The sequence below is a fragment of the Bacillus cereus group sp. MYBKT111-2 genome, from assembly GCF_051915205.1.
In the GTDB taxonomy this organism is placed as follows: domain Bacteria; phylum Bacillota; class Bacilli; order Bacillales; family Bacillaceae_G; genus Bacillus_A; species Bacillus_A paranthracis.
In genome coordinates this window covers 158,222-181,209 of the sequence record NZ_JBQAEG010000006.1, presented here as the reverse complement: position 1 = coordinate 181,209, position 22,988 = coordinate 158,222, and the positions used below count along the sequence as shown (strand labels likewise).

Sequence of the window (22,988 nt, the reverse complement as noted above, 5' to 3'; positions counted from 1 at the left end):
ATTACTCTTTCCACCCTAACACTCAATAAATAGGAAACCATCATCTTCATTTCTCCTGTAATACAAAAAGATAAAGATTAACTATTTATCGAATTTACTTTATCAATTTAGATACATTATCACATTTATTAATAGGACTATGCACATTATTTTCTATTTCAAAAACAAAATGATAAAATCTTTAGACTTGTTCACGCTTTCATTATACAACGAAAGGAAACCGTCTAAAAGAGTAGACGGTTTCCAAAACGGAATTTTATTCTTACGCTTTACCGTTAGAACCGAATTCGCGAATTTTACCAATAACAGTTGCTTTGATAGCGTCGCGGCCAGGTCCGATAAATTTACGAGGATCGTAAACTTCTTGGTCTTTGTTTAATACTTCACGAACAGCTTTTGTAAACTCAATTTGGTTCTCAGTGTTTACGTTGATTTTTGAAGTACCTAAAGAGATAGCTTTTTCGATATCAGCAGTTGGGATACCAGTACCACCGTGTAATACTAAAGGTACGCCAGTGAAGTCACGAACTTGTTCCATTTCAGCGAATCCTAAGTTAGGCTCACCTTTGTAAGGACCGTGTACAGAACCTAAAGCTGGAGCTAGGCAATCGATACCTGTTGCTTCAACAAGGTGCTTACACTCAGCTGGGTCAGCGTAAATTACGCCTTCAGCGATTACGTCGTCTTCTTGTCCGCCAACTGTTCCAAGCTCAGCTTCAACAGATACGTTACGAGCGTGTGCGTATTCTACTACTTTTTTAGTAGTTTCTACGTTTTCTTCGAATGGGTGGTGAGAAGCGTCGATCATTACAGATGTGAAACCTGCATCGATTGCTTCTTTACATTTTTCGAAGCTTGAACCATGGTCAAGGTGAATCGCTACAGGAACAGTGATGTTCATTTCTTCGATTAAAGCTTTAACCATAGCTACAACTGTTTTGAAACCAGTCATATGACGAGCTGCACCCTCAGATACACCTAGGATTACAGGAGATTTTTCTTCTTCCGCAGCAGCTAAGATAGCTTGAGTCCACTCTAAGTTGTTCATATTGAATTGACCAACTGCGTATTTTCCTTCTAGTGCTTTGTTTAGCATTTCTTTCATAGAAACTAAAGGCATGGTGAATCCTCCTAAAAAACGTTTTTTGTATCCGATAAGTTCTTATCGCTGGTAGTATGACCAGAATAAGGTAAAATATGTATATCTACATACCGGACTTTTTTCTACACTCAATAGGATAACAACTTGTACTCAAAAACTCAACCGTATTCACCTGCACAATAGTCCATGTAAACGCTTTTTTCCATATTTTTTATAAAAAATTCATTTTTAAGCCTCTACAGCGAGTTCATTTCTCACCGCTTGACGAATTTCATCAATATCAAATGGTTTAGCAAAATGCATTAAAGCACCTAAATCTTTTGCTTCTTGGATCATATCAAGCTCTCCATAAGCAGTCATTAAAATCACTTTAATACTCTCATCAATTTCTTTTACATGCTTTAAAATCTCTATACCATCCATACCTGGAATTTTCATATCTAACACAACTAAATCTGGATTATCTTTTTTCACGATATCTAAAGCTTGAAATCCATTCGCTGCTTGGAATGTCTGATAACCTTCTTTTTGGAACACTTCATGTAATAACACACGAATGCCATATTGATCATCAACGATTAAAATTTTCCCTTCCATAACTCCCAACCTTTCTGTGTAAGTACAAGATTTAAAGCTTCTTATATCTTAACGATTAATTTTCGCTATTCTTTACCAAATTCCTTCCTATTTCTTTCTTATTTTACCGTTTCCTATTTTGTTATGCCACCTTCGATTTCACCTTTCTAAAAAAATAAACTATAATGAAAGCCGGTAAACACGTACGAAGGGAGTAACATTATGTTAAAAATTTTTTCAACCCAATTAAGCGGTTATTTCTCCAGAGTTTCTCAAAAAGAGGAAATGAATATAGAAGATAGCGCCCGTCTACTTGCTCAAGCATTAGTTGGCGAAGGTTTCATTTATTTACATGGTACAAATGAAATGGAGGGCGTTGTTGCTGAAGCACTATTCGGTGCTGAACCAATGAAGCAAGCAAAACGATTTTTTGAAAATGGTAAAGAAGTAGAAGTAACTTCTGCAGATCGTGTGCTTCTTATTAGCCGTTTTTCAACAGATGAAGAAGTTGTAGCAATAGCAAAAAAACTGCAAGCAGATGGACACTCTATTGTCGGCATCTCTGCTATTCAAGAAGGCACTGAATCACTAGAACAATATACAGACGTACATATTGATACAAAGCTGTTAAAAGGACTTATTCCAGACGATGAAGGTAATCGCTACGGATTCCCAAGCTTAATGATAGCTTTATTTGCATATCACGGAATCAAATTTACAATCGATGAAATGTTAAATGAATATTAAAAAAAGCGCCCTATTTCAGGCGCTTTTTTATTACTTGCTCTCTTTATTCGTAATAGAAGCTTTTACGAAGTCATGGAACAATGGCTGTGGACGGTTTGGACGAGAAACAAGTTCTGGGTGGAACTGTGCTGCCACGAACCAAGGGTGATCTTTTAATTCAATGATTTCAACTAGACGGCCATCTGGGCTTGTACCAGAGAATACAAATCCTTCTTTTTCCATATCCGGACGGAATTGATTGTTGAACTCATAACGATGACGATGACGCTCATATACAACCGGCTCATTGTAAGCATTGTATGCATTTGTTTCTTCAGCAAGCTTACATGGATATAGACCAAGACGAAGTGTACCACCTAAGTCTTCTACATCTTTTTGTTCTGGTAATAAGTCGATGATTGCATAAGGTGTGTCAGGATTGATTTCAGAAGAGTTAGCTCCTTCTAATCCTAATACGTTACGTGCGAATTCGATTGATGCAAGTTGCATACCTAAGCAAATTCCTAGGAATGGAACTTTGTTTTCACGAGCATATTGAATTGCAACGATTTTACCTTCTACACCACGATCACCGAAGCCACCTGGTACAAGGATACCATCTGTGTCTCCTACTAATTCTTGTACGTTCTCTGCTGTTACGTGCTCAGCATTTACCCATTTCACTTCTACATCTGTGTCGAAAGAGTAACCCGCATGACGAAGTGCTTCTACAACAGAAATGTATGCATCTTGAAGCTCTACGTATTTACCAACAAGAGCGATTTTTGTTTTCTTAGAAAGATTACGTACTTTTTCAACTAGCGCAGTCCACTCTGTCATATCTGCAGCTGGATTGTCTAATTTTAAGTGATCGCAAACGATTTGGTCCATATTTTGCTCTTGAAGAGATAATGGAACTGCATATAAAGTATCTGCATCGCGTGCTTCAATAACTGCTTTTGTATCAATGTCACAGAATAATGCAAGCTTGTCTTTCATATCTTGAGAAACAGGCATTTCTGTACGAACAACGATAATATTTGGTTGAATACCTAAACTGCGAAGCTCTTTAACGCTATGTTGCGTTGGTTTTGTTTTCATTTCACCCGCTGCTTTTAAGTACGGGATTAACGTACAGTGAATGTACATTACATTGTCACGACCGATGTCGCTCTTAATTTGACGGATTGCTTCTAAGAATGGTAGAGACTCGATGTCACCAACAGTTCCACCGATTTCTGTAATAACAACGTCCGCGTTTGTTTCGCGACCAGAACGGTATACGCGCTCTTTAATTTCGTTAGTAATGTGAGGAATAACTTGAACTGTTCCTCCTAGGTATTCACCACGACGCTCTTTTTGAAGAACTGAAGAGTAAATTTTACCTGTTGTTACGTTGCTGTATTTGTTTAAGTTGATGTCGATGAAACGCTCATAGTGACCAAGGTCTAAGTCAGTTTCTGCACCATCATCTGTTACGAATACCTCACCGTGTTGGTATGGGCTCATAGTCCCTGGGTCTACGTTAATGTATGGATCAAACTTTTGAATTGTTACGTTTAAACCACGATTTTTTAAAAGTCTTCCAAGAGATGCTGCTGTAATACCTTTACCTAAAGACGATACTACACCGCCTGTTACAAAAATATACTTAGTCATGAAAAAGCTCCCTTCTATTTTGCTGTTATATAATCACCGTTGCAAAGCGCAACGTATGTAGATAACACTGTATCCATCTTATTGTTAGACTCTTTTTATTTTCTAAACAAAAAACAAAAAAGAAAATTGCTCCCCTCATCACATAAAGTAATAAGTAGGGAGCAATTTTCTTTTATATTTACACTTTAAAAGTATTATCGTCCTTTTTTAAAGAGCCCAAAAATGATTCTACATGGACGATAATGAAAAGTCAAGAACTACAGTTCTTCCTCTTCTTCTTCTTCAGTTTCATCATACTCAAGTTCTTCTTCAGCGAAGTCATCTTCATCGTCCTCTAAATCATCAAGATCATCGTCGTCTCCGTCTTCGTCTTCAAGAACCTTGTCCAAATCTTCTACATCATCATCTTCGTCTTCATTTCCGTCTACATCATCAAAGTCATCTTCATCTTCTTCAATGTAGTCGTCAAAACCGTCTTCTTCAACTTTACGTTTCTTCTTCGGTTTTGGTTGAGGCAAGATTTCTTCATCAATTTGCTCATATGGGTACCAGCTACGTAATCCCCAACGATTTTCTCCTAAATTAATGAAACGTCCATCGATGTTTAAGTCTGTATAAAATTGTGCGATCTTCGCATTAACTTGCTCTTGAGATAGTCCCAGCACTTGAGCGATTTCTTGAACCAACTCGTTGAATGTCGTTGCTTGTTTTTTATCCCCTAAAACGCTATGTACAACTTCAATCATTGAACATTCTTTTAGCTCTTCTGGTGAATATTGCTTAAAATCCACTTATGCGGCACTTCCTTTCATCAAATATAACCTTATATATAACGGCCTGCTTAAAAAAATCCATACTATTCATTATAAACAAAAGTCGCACAAATATGCTACAAAAAAAACGGGAAACTTTTATAGGGTAGTAAAATTATAATTTGTGCATTCCTTATTTCGGAAGCATATGGGCCCCTTGTAATACATACCTAATTTGCATGTCTGTATATTCCTCGAGCGTATATAGCTTTTGCAACGCCCAACGTCGAAATCCCCACATCTGTCCTTGTATAAAAATATTATGCGCAAGAAGCTGTATTTCTTTTTTATTTAATGTAAATGTTCCGTTTTCCGTACACTGTTCTAAAATATTCTCAAACATTCCTACCATTTGAAACTCCTTTTCTAATACGTACGGGAGTGATTCTTTCGGTAAAAAGCGTACCTCTTGATACATTATTAATACTTCTTCCTGCAATTCGTCCATCACTTTAAAATAATTCGTTATTGCTATCTTTAAACTTTCTACACTTCCTTTTTCCGTACAAACTACTTCCTCTAATCTTTCTTTTACATGTTCATAAATACTATCACAAACTAAATACAAAACATCATCTTTTGTACGAATGTATTCATAAAGCGTTCCAATACTAAATCCAGCTGCCTTTGCAATCTCTCTCGTTGTTGTACGCGGAAATCCTTTTTGTTTAAACAGTTGTACTGCACCTTTAATCATTTGTTCACGCCTTAACGCAACTAATTTTTCATCTTTCACTGATGCATGCACATTATGTTTAACCATCCCCTTCACCTCTCTATTATTTTTTGGAAGGAAAAAGCGTAGGAAAATACCTACGCCTTTGATCCTACTTCGTTAACATACGAGAAATTACGAGCCTTTGAATCTCTTGTGTTCCTTCATATATCTGTGTAATCTTTGCATCTCGCATGTATCGCTCTACTGGATAATCTTTCGTATAACCGTAACCACCAAATACTTGTACCGCTTCCGTCGTCACCTTCATCGCTGCATCACCTGCAAATACTTTTGACATCGCTGACTCTTTCCCATACGGAAGCCCTTCCGATTCCAGCCAAGCTGCTTGATATGTTAGAAGACGCGCCGCCTCCACATCCGTTGCCATATCTGCAAGTTTAAAGCCAATCCCTTGCTGCGCCGCAATCGGCTTCCCAAACTGATGACGCTCTCTTGCATATTCTACGGAAGCATCTAAAGCCCCTTGTGCAATACCGACCGCTTGCGCCGCAATACCGTTACGGCCACCATCTAATGTTTGCATCGCTATCTTAAACCCTTGTCCTTCTTCCCCTAGTAAATTCTCTACAGGAATACGGCAATCTTCGAACATAATTTCAGTTGTTGGTGAAGAGCGAATCCCTAATTTACTCTCCTTCTTCCCAACTGAAAATCCTGGTGTATCACTTTCCACTATAAATGCACTCGTGCCACGCTGCTTCGATTCAGGATCAGTTAATGCGAAAACAACATAAATATCAGCAATACCACTATTAGTGATAAATATTTTTGATCCATTTAATACATAATGGTCTCCATCTCTTTTGGCGATCGTCTTCATTCCACCAGCATCCGATCCAGACCCTGGCTCCGTTAAGCCGTACGCACCAATTTTCTTTCCTTCAGCCATCGGTCGTAAAAATGTTTGCTTTTGCTCTTCTGTTCCAAATTTAAAAATTGGCCAACCAGCAAGCGAAGTATGTGCAGACAATGTTACACCTGTAGAAGCACATACACGCGATAATTCTTCAATAGCAATTACATATGCTAAGTAATCGCTTCCAATTCCGCCGTATTCTTCAGGCCACAGAATACCCGTTAAACCAAGCTCGGCCATTTGATCAAATATTGCACGATCAAATCTCTCTTCTTCATCACGCTCAGCTGCCGTCGGTGCTACTTCATTCTTAGCAAAGTCTCGAACCATTTTTCTTATCATTTCATGTTCTTCTGATAGTTTAAAATGCATGCCCGTCTCCCCCTTGTGCTTTTATAAAGCTCGGCTAATAACAAGTTTCTGTATTTCGCTCGTTCCTTCATATATTTGCGTGATTTTCGCATCACGGAAAAATCTTTCTACTGGATAGTCCTTCGTATAACCGTATCCCCCAAATACTTGCACCGCTTCAATCGCAACTTCAACAGCTGTTTTAGAAGCGAATAATTTCGCAATAGATGCTTCCTTACCACATGGTAATCCTTGCGCTCTTAGCGATGCCGCCCTATATACGAGTAATCGCGCCGCTTCTACACTAGTTGCCATATCTGCAAGTTTGAAGCCAATCCCTTGCTGCGCCGCAATTGGCTTTCCGAATTGCTCACGTTCTTTCGCATAATCAATCGCACATGCAAGCGCCGCTTCAGCAATCCCTAATGCTTGCGCCCCAATCCCAATTCTTCCAACATCTAAATTCGCCATTGCTACCTTAAATCCTTGTCCTTCTTCACCAAGTAAATTCTCAGCCGGTACCTTCATATCCTCGAACGTAAGTTGTACAGTGCGAGAACCGAGCAGTCCCATTTTATGCTCATCTTTACCGATAATTAAGCCTGGTGTATCTTTCTCTACTATGAATGCAGAAATCCCACTCTTTCCTGCCTCTGGATTTGTAGAAGCGAATACAATATATGTACTTGCTTCACCACCATTTGTAATGAACACCTTCGATCCATTAATAATGTAATGATCGCCTTTCTTCACAGCTCTTGATTTCAAACTTCCTGCATCCGATCCTGCATTTGGTTCTGTTAATGCAAATGCACCTAAATATTCACCAGTCGCAAGTTTAGAAACGTATTTCTCTTTCTGTTCTTCTGTTCCGAAATATAAAATCGGGTTCATTCCAACTGACGTATGTACAGCTAAAATTACACCAACCGTTGCACTTACCTTTGAAATTTCTTCAATTGCTAAAATATAAGAAATAAAATCCATTTCTGCACCGCCGTATTTTGCAGGCGCTGGAATTCCCATTAATCCAAGCTCACCCATCTTCTGCAAAACCTCTTTTGGGAACACCCCTTGTTCCATACTAGGAACAAAGGGAGCAATTTCCTTCTGTGCAAAATCTCGAACCATTTTTCTCATCATTTGCTGCTCTTCATTAAAACGAAAGTTCATATACTCCGCCTCCATTTGCTATAAATCCTTTTAATAATTTGGTAAGACCACTATTTTGTAACAAAGGGGGATTTATTCGTAAACGTAGAAACCACGACCTGTTTTACGTCCTAACCATCCTGCATTTACGTACTTACGCAGTAATGGACATGGGCGGTATTTACTATCACCTAAACCTTCATGCAACACTTCCATAATATATAAACACGTGTCTAAACCGATAAAATCAGCGAGCGTTAAAGGACCCATCGGGTGATTCATACCAAGTTTCATTACTTCATCAATCGCTTCTTTTGTCGCTACACCTTCATATAACGTATAAATTGCTTCGTTAATCATCGGTAATAAAATACGATTCGATACAAATCCTGGGAAATCATTTACTTCAACTGGTACTTTGCCAATTTTCTTCGTAATATCTTCAATTGTTTTGTATACCGCATCATCTGTAGCCAAACCACGAATAATTTCAACAAGTTTCATAACCGGAACCGGATTCATAAAGTGCATACCGATTACTTTTTCCGGACGTTTCGTTACCGCGGCAATTTCTGTAATTGGCAAAGATGACGTATTTGTCGCTAAAATTGCGTGTTCTGGAGCAATTTCATCTAAATTCGCAAAGATTTTCTTTTTAATATCCATTTTCTCGACAGCTGCTTCGATAATAAGATCCGCTTCCTTCACACAATCTAAATCAAGCGTTACTGCAAGACGGTTTAATGTCGCTTCCTTTTCTTCTTCCTTCATGCGCCCCTTTTCTACTTGGCGTGCTAAGTTTTTCGTAATAATAGCCAATCCTCTATCTAATTGCTCCTGTTTTAAATCTTGTACCTTCACATCGTATCCTGCCATTGCACATACTTGCGCAATTCCTGATCCCATTTGTCCTGCACCAATTACAACAATTTTTTGTACACCCATTTCTTCTTCCCCCTTAATTTTTAATAAACTATATATCTTCTAATCTTAATTAGTGAACTTCAATCATCACTGCATCGCCTTGACCGCCACCACTACAAATCGAAGCAATTCCAATTCCACCGCCGCGTTGCTTAAGTGCATGGATTAGTGTAACGATAATGCGCGCTCCGCTTGCTCCAATCGGATGTCCCATCGCTACTGCGCCGCCATTTACATTCAATTTTTCCGGGTCAATTCCCGCGATTTCTGTACTTGCAATTGCTACTGCTGCAAATGCTTCATTAATCTCGAATAAATCGATGTCTTCAATTGTCTTGCCTGTTTTTTCAAGCAATGCGTTAATTGCATAACCTGGCGTTCTCGGGAAATCTTTAGACTCCACTGCAATTGCTGTATGTGCCAAAATTGTCGCTAACGGCTTTCTTCCTTCTTGCTTCGCTCTGTCTTCGCTCATTAATACAAGTGCAGCACCACCATCGTTTAAGCCTGGTGCATTACCAGCTGTCACTGTCGCTGTTTTATCAAATACAGGTTTTAATTTTGCTAACTTTTCAATTGTTGTATCCGCGCGTGGCGCCTCATCCTTTGCAACGACAATAGGGTCGCCTTTTCTTTGCGGAATCGTTACTGGCACGATTTCCTCTTCAAAACGTCCTTCATTATGTGCTGAAACCGCACGCTGGTGGCTACGATATGCCCATTCATCTTGCGCTTCGCGAGAAATTCCATCTTCCTTCGCAACTTCTCCGCCATAAACACCCATGTGTATACCTGAAAATGCGCATGTTAAACCGTCAGCAACGTTTAAATCAACGACTTCGTTGTTGCCCATTCTATATCCCCATCTTGCTCCTCGTAAAATGTAAGGACTGTTACTCATCGACTCCATACCACCAGCTACAATCAATGATTGATCGCCAGTACGAATAATTTGATCCGCTAACGTAACCGCACGAAGCCCCGATGCACAAACTTTATTCACTGTTTCCGTCTGCACTTCCCAAGGGATTCCAGCAGCCCTCGCCGCTTGGCGCGATGGAATTTGCCCCTGCCCACCTTGAATAACCGTTCCGAATATAACTTCCTCAACATCACTAGCAGAAACATTTGCTCTTTCAAGCGCCGCTTTAATTGCAATCCCTCCAAGTTCTGTTGCTTTTACATCTTTTAAAGATCCTCCAAATTTCCCAACCGGTGTTCTTGCTGCACTTAAAATAACTGTTTTACTCATTCCTCTTTCCCCCATTTCCTTTTATCACTGAGCGGACGCTCAGTGTTCCTACGTTGAGAAGAGGTGCAATAATTGCACCTCTTTCTAAAGTTGTATACATTCCTACAAACTAGATTGCTTCTTTCTTCTGTCCAATCACTGAGCGTTCTAAAATCTCTGTTACATCGAGAGTTTGAACTTTCTCTTCAACTTCTTTCGCTTTCGTCCCATCACTAATCATCGTTAAGCAATACGGACATCCTGTACCGATAATGGATGGCTGTACAGCTAATGCTTGTTCTGTACGAGCAACGTTAATGCGTGAACCTGTTGTTTCCTCCATCCACATTAAGCCACCACCTGCTCCACAGCACATTCCCGTTTCACGGTTACGTGCCATTTCTACAAGATTCACACCAGGAATCGCTTTCAAAATGTCACGCGGGGCTTCGTATACTTCGTTGTATCTTCCTAAGTAGCAGGAATCATGGTACGTAACTGTTTCCTCAATAGCGTGAACCGGTTTTAAGCGTCCTTCTTTCACCCACTGAGCTAACAGTTCTGTATGATGATAGACTTCTGCTTGCAAGCCAAAGTCCGGATACTCATTTTTAAATGTGTTATAAGCATGAGGGTCAATCGTAACGATTTTCTTCACTCCTGCTTTTTCAAATTCCTCGATATTTTTTGTCGCCATCTCTTGGAAGACAAATTCATTTCCAAGGCGGCGCGGTGTATCTCCAGAGTTCTTTTCCTTATTACCGAGTATCGCAAATGAAATACCTGCTTCGTTCATCAACTTCGCAAACGATATCGCAATCTTCTGACTACGATTATCATATGATCCCATTGAACCAACCCAGAATAAATATTCGAACTCCTCGCCAGCTTTCGATTTTTCTTTTACAGTTGGAACCGTTACTTCATCATCACCTTGGCGCCAAGTTTCACGCTCTTTACGGTTTAGACCCCACGGATTCCCTTGACGCTCGATGTTTGTCATCGCACGCTGTGCTTCCGCATCCATCTTTCCTTCTGTTAAAACGAGATAGCGGCGTAAATCAATAATTTTATCAACGTGCTCATTCATAACCGGACACTGATCCTCACAGTTACGACACGTTGTACAAGCCCAAATCTCTTCTTCTGTAATAACATCTCCGATTAAACTCGGATCGTAAGCGAGTGTTGTAGCTGCAGATTCTTGTTGTCCTTTCCCAGCTGCCATCATCGCTAACTGATTTCCTTGTGTATTATTAAAAGCAACTACTGGAACCCACGGTGCTTTTGATGTCACTGCAGCTCCTTTATCAGTTAAATGATCGCGAAGTTTTAAAATTAAATCCATCGGCGATAACATTTTACCTGTTCCTGTTGCCGGACACATATTTGTACAACGACCACACTCTACGCAAGCGTATAAGTCAATAAGCTGATTTTGTCTAAAATCTTCGATTTTACCAACACCAAATGTTTCTTGTGTTTCATCTTCAAAGTCAATCTTTTCAAGTTTCCCTGGATTTGAAAGACGGCCGAAGAAAACGTTAGCTGGTCCCGCAATTAAATGCGCGTGTTTCGATTGTGGAACATAAACTAAAAATGTTAACAAAATTAGTAAATGCACCCACCAAGAGAAATAGAACACAGAAATGGCTGCGGTTTCATTTATCCCTGAGAAAACGTAAGCGATTGCAGAAGCGATTGGCTCACTCCATGAAAGCTCCTCGCCATGCCATATAATTCCCATCCCATTACCGAGTAGCACAGAAATCATTAAGCCACCGATAAAGATAAGAACAAGGCCTGATTTGAAATTACGTTTTAAACGAACTAGCTTCTCAACATAACGTCGATGAAAAGCCCAAAAGACTGCAATTAAAATAACAAGTGTGACAATTTCCTGGAAGAATGTAAATGCAGGGTATAGTGGTCCAAGTGGAAGATGTGATCCTGGTGCGAGTCCTTTCCAAACGAAGTCAATTGCTCCAAATTGGACAAGAATAAATCCGTAAAAGAACATAACGTGAATAATGCCGCTCTTTTTATCTTTCAGCAGCTTTTTCTGACCGAAAACATTGACCTTAAGGAGATCCCAACGCTCTTTAAAACGACGGTCAAATTCAATCTTTTTTCCTAACTGTATGTAGGCCATCCTCGTTCGTATAAGATACACAAACAAATATCCCGCATAAGCAATAACAGCAATGGCAGCCAGCCAATTCATGATCAGTAAGCTATTCATTTTTATGCTACCCCTCTCTTTGTAAGCCCTCTTTCTTTTTTAGAATCTTCAAAAACATATAATTTTCTGAATTTTATCCCCTACCTTCATTATATAATGAGTGAGCATTCAGTCAACAGTTTTTTGTTATACAACAACATATTTTTTAATAAAGCTGTTTATTTCGGTGAAACTATAAAGTGAAACTTTAATCATTAGAAGTTATTTACTCCCTACTAATTATTAGCCCACAAATAACCGAATAAAATGAATGTTTGATTTATAAAAAACAAATGGTGAAAAGACCGTGAAGGAGGGAATTTACTCATGTTCTTCTTATCTCTCTTATTAATAGGTATTGCTCTCTGGATTGTAATTGATCTTTCTTATGGGAGAATTGTTCATTTAAGGCGTGTACGTTCTCGTTCTTTCCCTTTACGTCAAAGTGATTTTCACCTTTATACATACGGAAAAGATTTGTATGACACTCTATTTACTGATATAAAACAGGCGAAACACCATGTGCATGTTTTGTTTTTCATTGTAAAAAACGATAAAATCAGCCGAGAATTTTTAAAGTTACTTATTGATAAGGCAAAGGAAGGAATTGAAGTAAGACTTTTACTCGATAGATTGGGAAGCCATCATTTATCAAACGAGGCCGTTCGCTCCCTGCAAAAACATGGTGTCTCTTTTTCATTTTGTCACAAAGTAAAGTTTCCTTTTCCTTTCTTTTCTGCAAATCAAAGAAACCATAGAAAAATTACAGTTATCGACGGGAAAATTGGTTACATTGGGGGATTTAATATTGGTGAAGAGTATTTGGGACATAATGAGCGGTTAGGATTATGGAGGGACTATCATTTACGTCTTACAGGCGAAGGAGTACAAGATTTACAAAAGCAATTTTTACATGACTGGTTTGATGATACAAACCAAAATTTATTGGACGCTTCTCTTTATTTTCCGAAACAGCAACCCGGTACTATCGAACATCAATTTATTCCAACTGATGGTGCCTATTTACAACATACTTTTTTACATTTAATTGAAGGTGCAAAAAAGGAACTCTTTATCGGTACACCCTATTTCATTCCTGGAAGAAAAATTATGAACGCATTATTAGAAGCACGAAAACGCGGGGTTCAAATCACGATTCTCGTTCCAGAAAAAGCGGATCACCCCCTTGTTCGAGAAGCAAAATTCCCATATTGCCGAAAGTTAATACAAGCTGGCTGTAATATTTACGCATTTCAACAAGGTTTTTTTCACGCTAAAGTTATTATAGTTGATGACTATATCTGTGATATCGGAACTGCAAACTTTGATATGAGAAGTTTATATATTAACCATGAAATCAACTGCCTTTTATATGATGAACATTTTATACAAACAGTAAAAAATAAATTCCACGAAGATCTAGAAAATGCGTCATTACTTTCCTTGAAAGATGTTAGTCCGAATTCTCTCATTAATAGAGGCAAAGAATGGATAGGAACAATACTTGCTTTCTTCCTATAGGAAAGATAATGCATAAAGGAGATGTATTCATTATGATTATGCGTTTCGGATATGTCTCACATGCAATGGCACTCTGGGACTGTTCTCCGGCTAAAACGATGACATTTACAAGCTTTCAAAAGCTTAGTAAACAAGAACGAGAAGATAAATTATACGATGTTACGCGGCAGAATCTTGAGCATACAATACGTATTCTTCATTACAATATAGCGCATGAAATTCCATTATATCGCTTATCTTCTTCCATCGTCCCACTTGCAACACATCCCGAAGTCGAGTTTGATTACATCGGATTGTTCACACCGCTTTGGTGTACAATTGGGGCATTAATTAAAGAACATAATTTACGAGTAAGTTTTCATCCGAATCAATTTACACTATTTACAAGCGACAAACCACACATTACGACTAACGCTATTACAGATATGACCTATCATTATAAAGTATTAGATGCAATAGGCATTGCAGATTCTTCTTATATTAACATCCATGTAGGTGGTGCCTACGGAAATAAAGAAAAAGCGGTTGAGCGTTTCCATGAAAACATAAAAAAACTTCCTGCACATATAAAGAGGCAAATGACACTTGAAAATGATGATAAAACATATACAACTGCTGAAACTTTATCTATTTGCCAAAAAGAAAAGATCCCATTCGTATTTGATTATCACCATCACATGGCAAATCTTTGCGAGGAACCGTTAGAAGAGTTACTTCCTGCAATTTTTGAAACTTGGTCACATACAAATATTGTTCCTAAAGTTCACATTTCCTCTCCTAAATCAAAAAAAGAATTTAGGGCTCACGCGGAATATATTGATTTAGAGTTTATTAAACCTTTCTTACACGTTGCAAAAAAAATCAATCATAATTTCGATATTATGATTGAAAGTAAACAGAAAGATTTAGCGATGCTGCAATTCATACATGAATTATCCTCTATAAGAGGGGTAAAAAGAATAAGTAGCTCAACATTACAATGGTAAATTGTAATGTTGAGCTATTTTTTTCAAAAAAAGTAATTTTTTTAGTAAAAAACACCCTATTTTATATGCTATGATTGGAATTAGCATTTTCCACCTGTGATTCAACTTTATTGAAACGGAGTCATAATATGATTAATCAAAAAAAATACGTACACTTTGTCACGATGTACATAATTATATTTTCTCTTTGGATATTTCTTATCCCTAAGGACTTAAATATAAAAGAAATTGGAATTCTCTTCTTATTTTTTTTCGCTACACTCTTTTCTTGCTATTGCCTATATAAAGCAATTAAGAAAATGAAGCGCGGTGACAAATTATTTTGGGTTTTAGTACTATGCACTTGCCTATGTGGATTGACAATGGAGATAACTCTATTTCTTCATTCACTTTCTATATATGACCAAGTCATATTCTCATATAAGGCATTGCCCTTTTTTATCGTACAATATATTTTGCTCTTTTCTGGCTTTGCTATAAAGTTCATAAAACATTACTCTATTAGAGGACTAGCTCAATTTTCATTCGATAGCATCTTTATCGTTATTATGAATATTTATTTTACCTTAACTTTTATTTTGGACATTTCAAGCTTTCGTATGTTAACAACAGATACCTGGGTTTTAATTGGATACTTTATTGCACAATCATTAGTCATTTACGCCGTTATTAGTCTATATAGACGAGAACAATATTCTGCTAGTAGAATCTCATTAATTATCGGCTTTACTATCATACTTGTATACGGATATATACATCTCTTTCAATTAAACGCAGGGATGGAAACTTCTTCTGAAGTCTCTTACTTAATACATACTGCTTCGATTTTATTAATTGGTTTGTCATCCATACTATATATTTTAGATAAACCAATACAGCATGAAACGAAAACAAAATATTATCGGTTTGATTATGTGCGCTTTATATTACCCTATTTTAGTATAATCATTACTTTTTCTTTTATTATCTTTCAACCTTGGGATGATAAGTTCATGTTGATCGGTCTAGTATTATCTCTCATCTTATTATTCTTACGACAACTTTATATGTGGAAAGATAATCAGGCACTAATCGATACATACGAGCAGTTGACTACACAACTAGAAGATAAAGTAGAAGAAGGTGCATCTGCGTTATCAAAAAGTGAACAACGTTATAAATCTTTATTCGAAGATCACCCGGATGCTGTTTTCTCTTTAAACATGTATGGTATTTTCCAACAATCTAATAAAGCTTGTGAAAGCTTATTTACAGCCTACTATTGTGAAGTAGAAAGCTATTCTCTTTTACACTTTATTGACCCAAAAGACCATGATTTACTGCAGAAAGCTTTACAACTAACGAAAGAAGGTAGACCACAAACTTTAGAAGTTCGTACAAAAGAAAAAGAAGGTTATTACTATTACCTTCACATTACACTCATCCCTACTTTCATAAACAAGGAAGTTGTTGGGATGTTCGGTATAGCACGTGATATTACAACTTTATATGAAAAACAAAAACAAGTAGAACATTTAGCCTTTCATGATGCACTTACCGGATTACCAAATCGCCGTAAGTTTGAAAAAGATTTAAAAAACATTTTAAATACCGCTCAGGCTAGCGCAAATGATGTTGCCGTCATATTTCTTGATTTAGATCGATTCAAAAAAATTAACGATAGACTCGGTCATGACGTCGGAGACTTGTTATTAATTGAAGTGGCAAAACGATTACGCAGTTGCCTACGTTCAAAAGATGTCGTTGCTCGCCAAGGCGGAGATGAGTTTACAATTCTATTACCAGATATGTACTCAGAAAAAAGTGCGGCCTTTATAGCTGAACAGATTTTAAATATTTTAAACAAACCATTCTTCATTAAAGATGAAGAACTGTCTATTACACCAAGTATCGGAATTGCAATGTACCCTGATTGTGGAACTGATGTAACAGCATTAATGAAAAATGCTGATATGGCTATGTATCGCGCGAAAGCAAATGGAAAAAACCGATTTGTTTTCTTCTCAAAAGAAATGAGTATCGCTCAAAATGAGAGTAACTTCTTAGAAGGAGAACTTTCAAAAGCATTACAACAAAATGAATTTTTCCTTGAATATCAGCCACAAGTAAGCACAAAAACAAAACAAGTTATTGGTTTTGAAGCATTAATTCGTTGGAAACATCCAAAGCTCGGTATCGTATCCCCAGCCCAATTTATCCCTCTAGCAGAGGAAACTGGATTCATTATTGAACTTGGAAATTGGATTTTACGTACTGCTTGCTTAGAAGCGAAAAGATGGCATAATCAAGGTTTCTCTCACTTAAAAGTCGGTGTAAATTTATCTGTAGTTCAATTTAATCATGCAGATTTAATCCCAACTATTTCAAAAGTTTTAGAAGAAACAGAGTTACAACCAGAAGCACTAGATATCGAAATTACAGAAAGTATCGCCATTAACCAAAATCAATCTGTAGTTGCAAAACTAGAACAACTTCAAAATCTCGGTATTCAAATTTCAATTGATGACTTTGGAACTGGTTATAGTTCTTTAGCTTATTTAACAAAATATCCAATTAATACATTAAAAATTGCTCGAGAATTTATTTGCGGAATTACAACTAGTCCTTTAGAGGAAGCGATTATTTCTTCCATTATTACACTATCAAAAGAACTAAATTTAGAAGTTATCGCAGAAGGTGTAGAAACCGAAGAACAATGGAAGTTTTTATATGAGCAAAACTGTGACCACATTCAAGGATTCTTTATTAGCAAGCCCGTTTCTAGTAAAGACGTTTGGAGGTTACTCCACAAAAAAACAACCGTCTAAGTAAGACGGTTGTTTTTTTAATATTCAAAAGGTAGGTCCGAAGCTAATTGTACCTCTTGATCATTATGAGAAATTACTTGGCTTTTCTCTAAAGCTGTATCTGTTAATGAAATACCCCATGCCATTGCTAACGTTAATAAACTACCAATAAGTAATTTTTTCATATTCCATCACCCACATTTTTTCTTTTAATATATCATGAAAGTTTATCCATGCCGTATGCAATTATGCATATCCATTTTTTAGGGTTATTCATTCATTGATTTTATTTACGATTGCCTCTTTATATGCATGCATTTCTAATATATCAAAAAAGAAACTTGCTTTCTTATATGTATCTTCAATCTCTGCCTCATCATACTCCAACCTTTCTAGACATTCACCTCTTTGATAGTACAGCTGCCCAATTAATGCCATACTATTAATTCGGCAAGATATTTCAATCGCCTTATTCACTTGATATAAGGCTTGTTCATATTGATTATCTAAGTATAGTGCTTTTGCATGATTATATCTTACCTTCACGTCGAATTCTTCATTATCATGCAATGACTCTAATTGTTTCAATATACCTTCAAATAACTCAATACTCTTCTTAAAATAGCCATTTTCAGCATAAATATTTGCGATTGCATTTTCTATATAGAGGTTTTGGTATACATCTATTCCAGCTAGTTGTTGGTTTAACAATTTTTTCAATTCTAAAATACAATATTCGTAATCAATTTTCTTCAACATGTAAGCTGCTACATGATATTGCCATTGAAGAAACTGCTGGAATTCGGGATGATATTCTTCCTTTTTCAGCTCATTCCATACTCTATTATAAATCTCTTTATATTTTTTTTGCTTACATAGCGTAATGACTTGATCTTTAAACTGCTTTTTTCTCTCAATATCTGAATAAATGAGTACCTCATAAAAATGAATAATGGGAACTTGTAACTTTGCTGCAATACCTTGCAATATATCCATACTTGGGTATACTGCGCCTGATTCAATTCGGCTCACTTCCGATTGATGACATATGTTCTCGGATAACTGTTTTTGTGTTAATCCCCGCATTACCCTAATTTTCTTAATTTCACTTCCTAATTTTTCTGCGTGCATACTTACTCACCATCCCATTATAACAATATAATTTGTTAAGTTGTCATACCACTACAATAATGTGAGTTCGACAATTTTTGACATGAAATAATGCATAATATATATAAAATTCGGCAAATTCTTCATACAATTCGTCTCACATATAATAATAGATTAGTAGTTTTATAAATAAATTATAGAAGATTCGTCCGTGCCTTCGTTACATTCGGTCCTCTTTTTCCTTTATTAGCAGTAGCAGAAGTTATTCACACCCAAGAATTAGACAGAAATGAAGTAAAATTTGAAATTACTTAGCCTAATTTAACGCTTAAAAAATTACACAACCTCAAAATGATACGAAAAAAACATACTGAAAAGGTATTTAAAAGGTGAGATAAATGAGGCGGAAGCTCCACAAAAGTGAATGACAACTGAAATGAATATAGATTCCCAACCTACAAATAAAGCAACAAAAGAAAATCAAACCGAAGCTCGCCTTGCACAAACATATAAAAACTATAAAGTATATGGCCAAGATCTCATTGTAAAAGTAGATAAAAATGGAGTAATCACAACTGTTAGTGGTAAAGTTGTCCAAAACTTAGATCAACAACCTAATCTTACTATAACAAATTTTTTGTCGAAAAATGAAGTAAAATCTACATGACACCATACACCCCTAATTAAGGGCCATGTAACTAAGACGGAATTACAAGAAAAAGAAGTTTACCATTCATAGGTAAACTTCTTTTTATATCCATCCCTTTTCTTCCGCAATTGTAATTGCCTCAATTCTATTTTTCGCATCAAGCTTCGTTAATACTTCAGAAATATAATTACGTACTGTACCTGGCGAAAGATAAAGTGCCTTGGCGATTTCATTTGCCGTCTTTCCCTCTTTCGCAAGTAGCAATACTTCTTTTTCACGATCCGATAACGGATTTTGCTCCTGCCATAAGCCGAACATTAAATCTTGAGAAATCTCTCGTTTTCCTTTCATTACATTACGAATCGATGCAGCTAAATCCTCGCTTGGGCTATCTTTTAATAAATATCCGTGCACACCAGCTTTCATTGCTCGTTCAAAATATCCCGGGCGCGCAAATGTTGTTAAAATCATTACTTTACATGCCGATTTTTCTTTCTTCAACGTTTCCGCAACATCTAATCCACTTTGAATTGGCATTTCAATATCCATAATGCTTACATCAGGCTTTAACGATTCAATTAGTTTTAGCGCCTCTTCCCCGTTTGCAGCCTGCCCAATTACTTCAATATCATCTTCTAGATCAAGCAGGGCCCCTAATGCACCACGAAGCATCCGCTGATCTTCTGCAATAATAATTCGAATCATGCCTTCACCTCATCTTTTCCTGTTCGAATAACAACTGGAACTTTTACTGTTAATAGTGTTCCTGGATTAATCGTACCTAGTTCAACAAATCCATCAATAAGAGCGATTCGCTCCTTCATACCACGAATACCATTCCCATCGTGATTTTGATCCGCTAAACCGATTCCGTTATCTTTTACTGTCAAAATCAATTCACCTTGTGATTCTAGTAAAGAAACTGTGCAATGCGTTGCCTTACTATGCTTTACAACATTCGTAACAGCTTCACGTAAACACATTCCTAAAATATTTTGTTCAATGGGTGATAGCAAACTTGCACTTGTTTCTTGTTTGATCTCTAATTCAATATTAGCAGCTTGTAAGATCGCTTTTATTTGCTCAAGCTCTTCTTCTACCGTAATCATGCGCATATCAGAAATTAATTCCCTTAGCTGCTTTAAAGCAGTGCGAGATGTTTGTGTAATTTCCTTCGCTTCCGTACTTGCACGCTCCGGATTTTTTACAATTAACTTCTCCACGAGCTGACTTTTTAAAGTAATGAGTGATAATGTATGCCCTAACGTATCATGAAGATCTCTTGCAATACGCTGCCTCTCTTCACGTTTTACTAAGTCCTTAATTTGCTCATTCGCTTCGTTTAATTGATTTCTTAACATCTTTTTCTGGTTAAAATTGCGCATACCAAATGGTGTAAGAAGCATTAAAATAAACATCGGAACGATATTTACTAAACTTGTCGGTGTTAGTTGATTCATATTTACAAATACAAATACTCCAAGCATTACAACTAACAAAAATAGTAATATCCGAAATACTTTCTTACTTGGTGCAAACCCCATTGCACTTGCTGTGAAAAAGCCAAAGAATATCATGAAGGGATTATAAAATAAAGCAAATAAAAGCGTAAGTATCATTTGAATACAAGCCCACAAAATGAACGTCTTCTGAACAAAATAAAGTTGACGGTATGTGATCATGAAAACTATCAACATACCGCTTCCTATTACAAGCTTCCATCCCGATACTTGTGTTAAATTATAAATTGGAAATAACAAATAAACGAGCCACATATACGGAAAGAATCCCATATGTTTCGGAAAAATCTCAATCCTCTTCTTCTCTGTCATTTATACCGCTTCCTGTCTTTTTCTTATATATATTGATATTACAACAAATATAAGGAAATAACCTCCTAGTACCGCGATATTTTCCCATCCAATTGATTTTCCAGCTACAATGTCCCACGCACCACTTCCGAAATGATATGTCGGTGTCCATTCACCAATCGTTCTCAATATTTTTGGAAATACTTCAATCGGCATCCATAGCCCACCAATTACAGCTAAGCTCATATTTAAAATATTTGCTAAGCCAGCAGCTGCATCCGCCTTCTTAATAGAACCAATTACTGTTCCAAGTGCTAAAAATGGTGTTACCCCTAACAATAACCATAATCCAGCACCAATCCACTGCCCTACCGTTAACTCCACATGATTAATTAATATCCCTGCAATAAAGATAACTAATATTGAAAAAGCATTTACTACTGTTTGAGCGATGATCTTTGCTGTTAAATATGCACCTTCTGGAAGCGGTGTAATTTTTAAAAGGTGTGTCCATCCCTGCCCTTTTTCTTGAGAAATTCTTACACCGAAACTAAACAACGCAGTCCCTACAATACTGAAAGTAGCCATTGAAATTAAATAATGCGCCTTCCATGCATCACCGTTTTGCGGTACTTGAATAACGTTTGTGAAAATGTAATAAAACATAACGGGCATTAATAATGAGAAAAAGATAAATAATTTATTGCGGAATGTACGTAAAATTTCTATTTTGCATTGCATCCATAGTGCTTTCATGCTATTTCCCCCTTCTGATTTGCGACAAACTGTTCAAATGCTTCATCAAGACTCCCACGTTCAACAGAAACGTCTGTGACAGGTAAATTCCTTTTATAAATTGCTTGTAAAGTTGCATCGGTATCCTCAGTTGTTAAGATGAAACGTCCTTCATTTGACTGTACTTCTGTTACATTCGGCAATTCCTTTAGTACACTCTTAGGAATTTTTTCTTTCGAATAAAATGAAATCGTTTTTCGAGAAATCGTTGCTTTCATCTCATCTGGTGTACCATCTGCGATAATCTTTCCATTCGCAAACAGTAAAATACGATCTGCCAATGCATCTGCTTCTTCTAAATAGTGCGTTGTTAAAATAATTGTTTTCCCTTCACTTGCTAATTTTCGAATTGTTTCCCAAAACGTTCTTCGAGACGTAATATCCATTCCAACTGTCGGCTCATCTAAAAATAACAAGTCTGGATTTCCTGCAAGTGCGAGTGCAAAGTTTAATCTTCTTTTTTGCCCACCTGATAATTTCTCACATCTTTGCTTTCGCTCCGATTCTAAATTTGATAACTGTAGTAACGTTTCTTTCGCTACCGGATTCGTATAATAGCTACGGAATAACTCAATTGCCTCTTCCACTGTAATGCTATCAATGACACTTACTTCTTGTAGCATCGCACCGAGGCTATTACGAACATCTCTATGCTTTGGACTCTTTCCGAATATAGAAACCGTTCCTTCCGTTGGATCCTTTAATCCAAGCATCATCGACATCGTCGTCGTTTTCCCTGCACCATTCGGTCCAAGCAATGCTACGATTTCTCCTTTATTCACATGAAATGAAACGTTATTTACTGCTTTTTTATGTTTAAATGTTTTAGAAACACTATTTACTTCAATAATCTTTTCCATCTCTCCACCCCCGCTGTTTCTTATATTTACATTGTATTCCTTGGAAAACTTAGGAAACAGTATGATGCGTCATGACATCGATATGACAATTGTCATGTATTCTTTATGAGAGGAATCAATC

Annotated in this window: 19 protein-coding genes and 2 pseudogenes; 5 read left to right on the top strand and 16 right to left on the bottom strand. The window is 37.0% G+C overall.

Annotated elements, in window-relative coordinates; translation table 11 throughout:
• Positions 1-262: 262 nt before the first annotated feature.
• Positions 263-1,120, bottom strand: a complete 858-nt coding sequence (locus ACTFNE_RS18310) for a class II fructose-bisphosphate aldolase (protein WP_001131850.1) — start codon at positions 1,118-1,120, stop codon at positions 263-265.
• A gap of 210 nt (positions 1,121-1,330) precedes the next feature.
• Positions 1,331-1,699, bottom strand: a complete 369-nt coding sequence (gene spo0F / locus ACTFNE_RS18305; protein WP_000398594.1) for a sporulation initiation phosphotransferase Spo0F — start codon at positions 1,697-1,699, stop codon at positions 1,331-1,333.
• A gap of 201 nt (positions 1,700-1,900) precedes the next feature.
• Here spo0F and ACTFNE_RS18300 point away from each other — a divergent pair, with 201 nt between their 5' ends.
• Positions 1,901-2,425, top strand: a complete 525-nt coding sequence (locus tag ACTFNE_RS18300) for a DUF2529 domain-containing protein (protein ID WP_046197998.1) — start codon at positions 1,901-1,903, stop codon at positions 2,423-2,425.
• 30 nt (positions 2,426-2,455) lie between these two features.
• Here the strand turns inward: ACTFNE_RS18300 and pyrG are convergent, their stop codons facing one another.
• The 8 genes and pseudogenes from pyrG to ACTFNE_RS18260 all read right to left on the bottom strand — a co-directional run bounded on the left by pyrG (position 2,456) and on the right by ACTFNE_RS18260 (position 12,370).
• Positions 2,456-4,063: a CTP synthase gene (gene pyrG, locus ACTFNE_RS18295; protein WP_000170454.1), complete on the bottom strand. Its 1,608-nt coding sequence runs from the start codon at positions 4,061-4,063 to the stop codon at positions 2,456-2,458.
• Positions 4,064-4,320: 257 nt separating this feature from the next.
• Complete coding sequence (gene rpoE / locus ACTFNE_RS18290) at positions 4,321-4,854, bottom strand: DNA-directed RNA polymerase subunit delta (RefSeq protein ID WP_000346283.1); 534 nt, start codon at positions 4,852-4,854, stop codon at positions 4,321-4,323.
• Positions 4,855-5,008: 154 nt separating this feature from the next.
• Positions 5,009-5,638 carry a TetR/AcrR family transcriptional regulator gene (locus tag ACTFNE_RS18285; protein ID WP_000238604.1) on the bottom strand — a complete coding sequence of 210 codons (630 nt, stop codon included), beginning with the start codon at positions 5,636-5,638 and terminating at the stop codon, positions 5,009-5,011.
• Positions 5,639-5,702: 64 nt separating this feature from the next.
• Complete coding sequence (acdA, locus tag ACTFNE_RS18280; RefSeq protein ID WP_270705214.1) at positions 5,703-6,842, bottom strand: acyl-CoA dehydrogenase AcdA; 1,140 nt, start codon at positions 6,840-6,842, stop codon at positions 5,703-5,705.
• 21 nt (positions 6,843-6,863) lie between these two features.
• Positions 6,864-7,994, bottom strand: a complete 1,131-nt coding sequence (locus tag ACTFNE_RS18275; RefSeq protein ID WP_046197997.1) for an acyl-CoA dehydrogenase — start codon at positions 7,992-7,994, stop codon at positions 6,864-6,866.
• Positions 7,995-8,066: 72 nt separating this feature from the next.
• On the bottom strand, positions 8,067-8,918 hold the full coding sequence (locus ACTFNE_RS18270; RefSeq protein WP_000538858.1) for a 3-hydroxybutyryl-CoA dehydrogenase: 852 nt from the start codon (positions 8,916-8,918) through the stop codon (positions 8,067-8,069).
• A gap of 49 nt (positions 8,919-8,967) precedes the next feature.
• A pseudogene (locus tag ACTFNE_RS18265) lies at positions 8,968-10,249 on the bottom strand (acetyl-CoA C-acetyltransferase).
• Positions 10,250-10,258: 9 nt separating this feature from the next.
• Positions 10,259-12,370 carry a heterodisulfide reductase-related iron-sulfur binding cluster gene (locus ACTFNE_RS18260; protein WP_001086788.1) on the bottom strand — a complete coding sequence of 704 codons (2,112 nt, stop codon included), beginning with the start codon at positions 12,368-12,370 and terminating at the stop codon, positions 10,259-10,261.
• Between the two features lie 306 nt (positions 12,371-12,676).
• Here ACTFNE_RS18260 and cls point away from each other — a divergent pair, with 306 nt between their 5' ends.
• The 3 genes from cls (at position 12,677) to ACTFNE_RS18245 (ending at position 17,663) form a co-directional block, all read left to right on the top strand.
• A complete protein-coding gene (gene cls / locus ACTFNE_RS18255) occupies positions 12,677-13,870 on the top strand; it encodes a cardiolipin synthase (RefSeq protein WP_270705213.1) in 1,194 nt (397 codons plus the stop codon).
• A gap of 32 nt (positions 13,871-13,902) precedes the next feature.
• Complete coding sequence (gene uvsE, locus ACTFNE_RS18250; protein ID WP_270705222.1) at positions 13,903-14,856, top strand: UV DNA damage repair endonuclease UvsE; 954 nt, start codon at positions 13,903-13,905, stop codon at positions 14,854-14,856.
• 128 nt (positions 14,857-14,984) lie between these two features.
• On the top strand, positions 14,985-17,663 hold the full coding sequence (locus tag ACTFNE_RS18245; protein WP_046197993.1) for a DUF4084 domain-containing protein: 2,679 nt from the start codon (positions 14,985-14,987) through the stop codon (positions 17,661-17,663).
• Between the two features lie 17 nt (positions 17,664-17,680).
• Here the strand turns inward: ACTFNE_RS18245 and papR are convergent, their stop codons facing one another.
• Together papR and plcR are read right to left on the bottom strand one after the other, a co-directional pair.
• On the bottom strand, positions 17,681-17,827 hold the full coding sequence (gene papR / locus ACTFNE_RS18240; protein ID WP_000734741.1) for a quorum-sensing peptide PapR: 147 nt from the start codon (positions 17,825-17,827) through the stop codon (positions 17,681-17,683).
• 88 nt (positions 17,828-17,915) lie between these two features.
• Entirely contained in the window at positions 17,916-18,773 is an 858-nt protein-coding gene (plcR, locus tag ACTFNE_RS18235) for a transcriptional regulator PlcR (RefSeq protein WP_000542921.1), read from the bottom strand.
• Positions 18,774-18,941: 168 nt separating this feature from the next.
• On the opposite strand from plcR, the pseudogene ACTFNE_RS18230 reads away from it, so the two are divergent.
• Positions 18,942-19,413: pseudogene (locus ACTFNE_RS18230) on the top strand (M4 family metallopeptidase); the annotation flags it as partial.
• Between the two features lie 90 nt (positions 19,414-19,503).
• Here the strand turns inward: ACTFNE_RS18230 and ACTFNE_RS18225 are convergent.
• Genes ACTFNE_RS18225 through ACTFNE_RS18210 form a run of 4 tightly spaced genes read right to left on the bottom strand, consistent with a single transcriptional unit; the run spans position 19,504 to position 22,867 of the window.
• Positions 19,504-20,106: a response regulator transcription factor gene (locus ACTFNE_RS18225; protein WP_000619254.1), complete on the bottom strand. Its 603-nt coding sequence runs from the start codon at positions 20,104-20,106 to the stop codon at positions 19,504-19,506.
• Positions 20,103-21,233, bottom strand: a complete 1,131-nt coding sequence (locus tag ACTFNE_RS18220) for a sensor histidine kinase (protein WP_270705212.1) — start codon at positions 21,231-21,233, stop codon at positions 20,103-20,105. The genes ACTFNE_RS18225 and ACTFNE_RS18220 overlap by 4 nt, the downstream gene beginning before the upstream one ends.
• Positions 21,234-21,968 carry an ABC transporter permease gene (locus tag ACTFNE_RS18215; protein WP_000646283.1) on the bottom strand — a complete coding sequence of 245 codons (735 nt, stop codon included), beginning with the start codon at positions 21,966-21,968 and terminating at the stop codon, positions 21,234-21,236.
• The gene (locus tag ACTFNE_RS18210) at positions 21,965-22,867 is read right to left on the bottom strand and encodes an ABC transporter ATP-binding protein (protein ID WP_046197990.1); all 903 of its coding nucleotides are present in this window, start codon (positions 22,865-22,867) and stop codon (positions 21,965-21,967) included. The genes ACTFNE_RS18215 and ACTFNE_RS18210 overlap by 4 nt, the downstream gene beginning before the upstream one ends.
• Between the last annotated feature and the right edge of the window lie 121 nt (positions 22,868-22,988).

What these genes read in the sequence shown, in the direction of transcription:
- ACTFNE_RS18285 (WP_000238604.1), bottom strand. Translation starts at nt 5,638, where the DNA reads ATGGTTAAACATAATGTGCATGCATCAGTGAAAGATGAAAAATTAGTT.
- ACTFNE_RS18245 (WP_046197993.1), top strand. Translation starts at nt 14,985, where the DNA reads ATGATTAATCAAAAAAAATACGTACACTTTGTCACGATGTACATAATT.
- spo0F (WP_000398594.1), bottom strand. Translation starts at nt 1,699, where the DNA reads ATGGAAGGGAAAATTTTAATCGTTGATGATCAATATGGCATTCGTGTG.
- ACTFNE_RS18275 (WP_046197997.1), bottom strand. Translation starts at nt 7,994, where the DNA reads ATGAACTTTCGTTTTAATGAAGAGCAGCAAATGATGAGAAAAATGGTT.
- acdA (WP_270705214.1), bottom strand. Translation starts at nt 6,842, where the DNA reads ATGCATTTTAAACTATCAGAAGAACATGAAATGATAAGAAAAATGGTT.
- ACTFNE_RS18310 (WP_001131850.1), bottom strand. Translation starts at nt 1,120, where the DNA reads ATGCCTTTAGTTTCTATGAAAGAAATGCTAAACAAAGCACTAGAAGGA.
- cls (WP_270705213.1), top strand. Translation starts at nt 12,677, where the DNA reads ATGTTCTTCTTATCTCTCTTATTAATAGGTATTGCTCTCTGGATTGTA.
- uvsE (WP_270705222.1), top strand. Translation starts at nt 13,903, where the DNA reads ATGATTATGCGTTTCGGATATGTCTCACATGCAATGGCACTCTGGGAC.
- ACTFNE_RS18300 (WP_046197998.1), top strand. Translation starts at nt 1,901, where the DNA reads ATGTTAAAAATTTTTTCAACCCAATTAAGCGGTTATTTCTCCAGAGTT.
- papR (WP_000734741.1), bottom strand. Translation starts at nt 17,827, where the DNA reads ATGAAAAAATTACTTATTGGTAGTTTATTAACGTTAGCAATGGCATGG.
- ACTFNE_RS18260 (WP_001086788.1), bottom strand. Translation starts at nt 12,370, where the DNA reads ATGAATAGCTTACTGATCATGAATTGGCTGGCTGCCATTGCTGTTATT.
- ACTFNE_RS18270 (WP_000538858.1), bottom strand. Translation starts at nt 8,918, where the DNA reads ATGGGTGTACAAAAAATTGTTGTAATTGGTGCAGGACAAATGGGATCA.
- plcR (WP_000542921.1), bottom strand. Translation starts at nt 18,773, where the DNA reads ATGCACGCAGAAAAATTAGGAAGTGAAATTAAGAAAATTAGGGTAATG.
- ACTFNE_RS18225 (WP_000619254.1), bottom strand. Translation starts at nt 20,106, where the DNA reads ATGATTCGAATTATTATTGCAGAAGATCAGCGGATGCTTCGTGGTGCA.
- pyrG (WP_000170454.1), bottom strand. Translation starts at nt 4,063, where the DNA reads ATGACTAAGTATATTTTTGTAACAGGCGGTGTAGTATCGTCTTTAGGT.
- ACTFNE_RS18220 (WP_270705212.1), bottom strand. Translation starts at nt 21,233, where the DNA reads ATGACAGAGAAGAAGAGGATTGAGATTTTTCCGAAACATATGGGATTC.
- ACTFNE_RS18215 (WP_000646283.1), bottom strand. Translation starts at nt 21,968, where the DNA reads ATGAAAGCACTATGGATGCAATGCAAAATAGAAATTTTACGTACATTC.
- ACTFNE_RS18210 (WP_046197990.1), bottom strand. Translation starts at nt 22,867, where the DNA reads ATGGAAAAGATTATTGAAGTAAATAGTGTTTCTAAAACATTTAAACAT.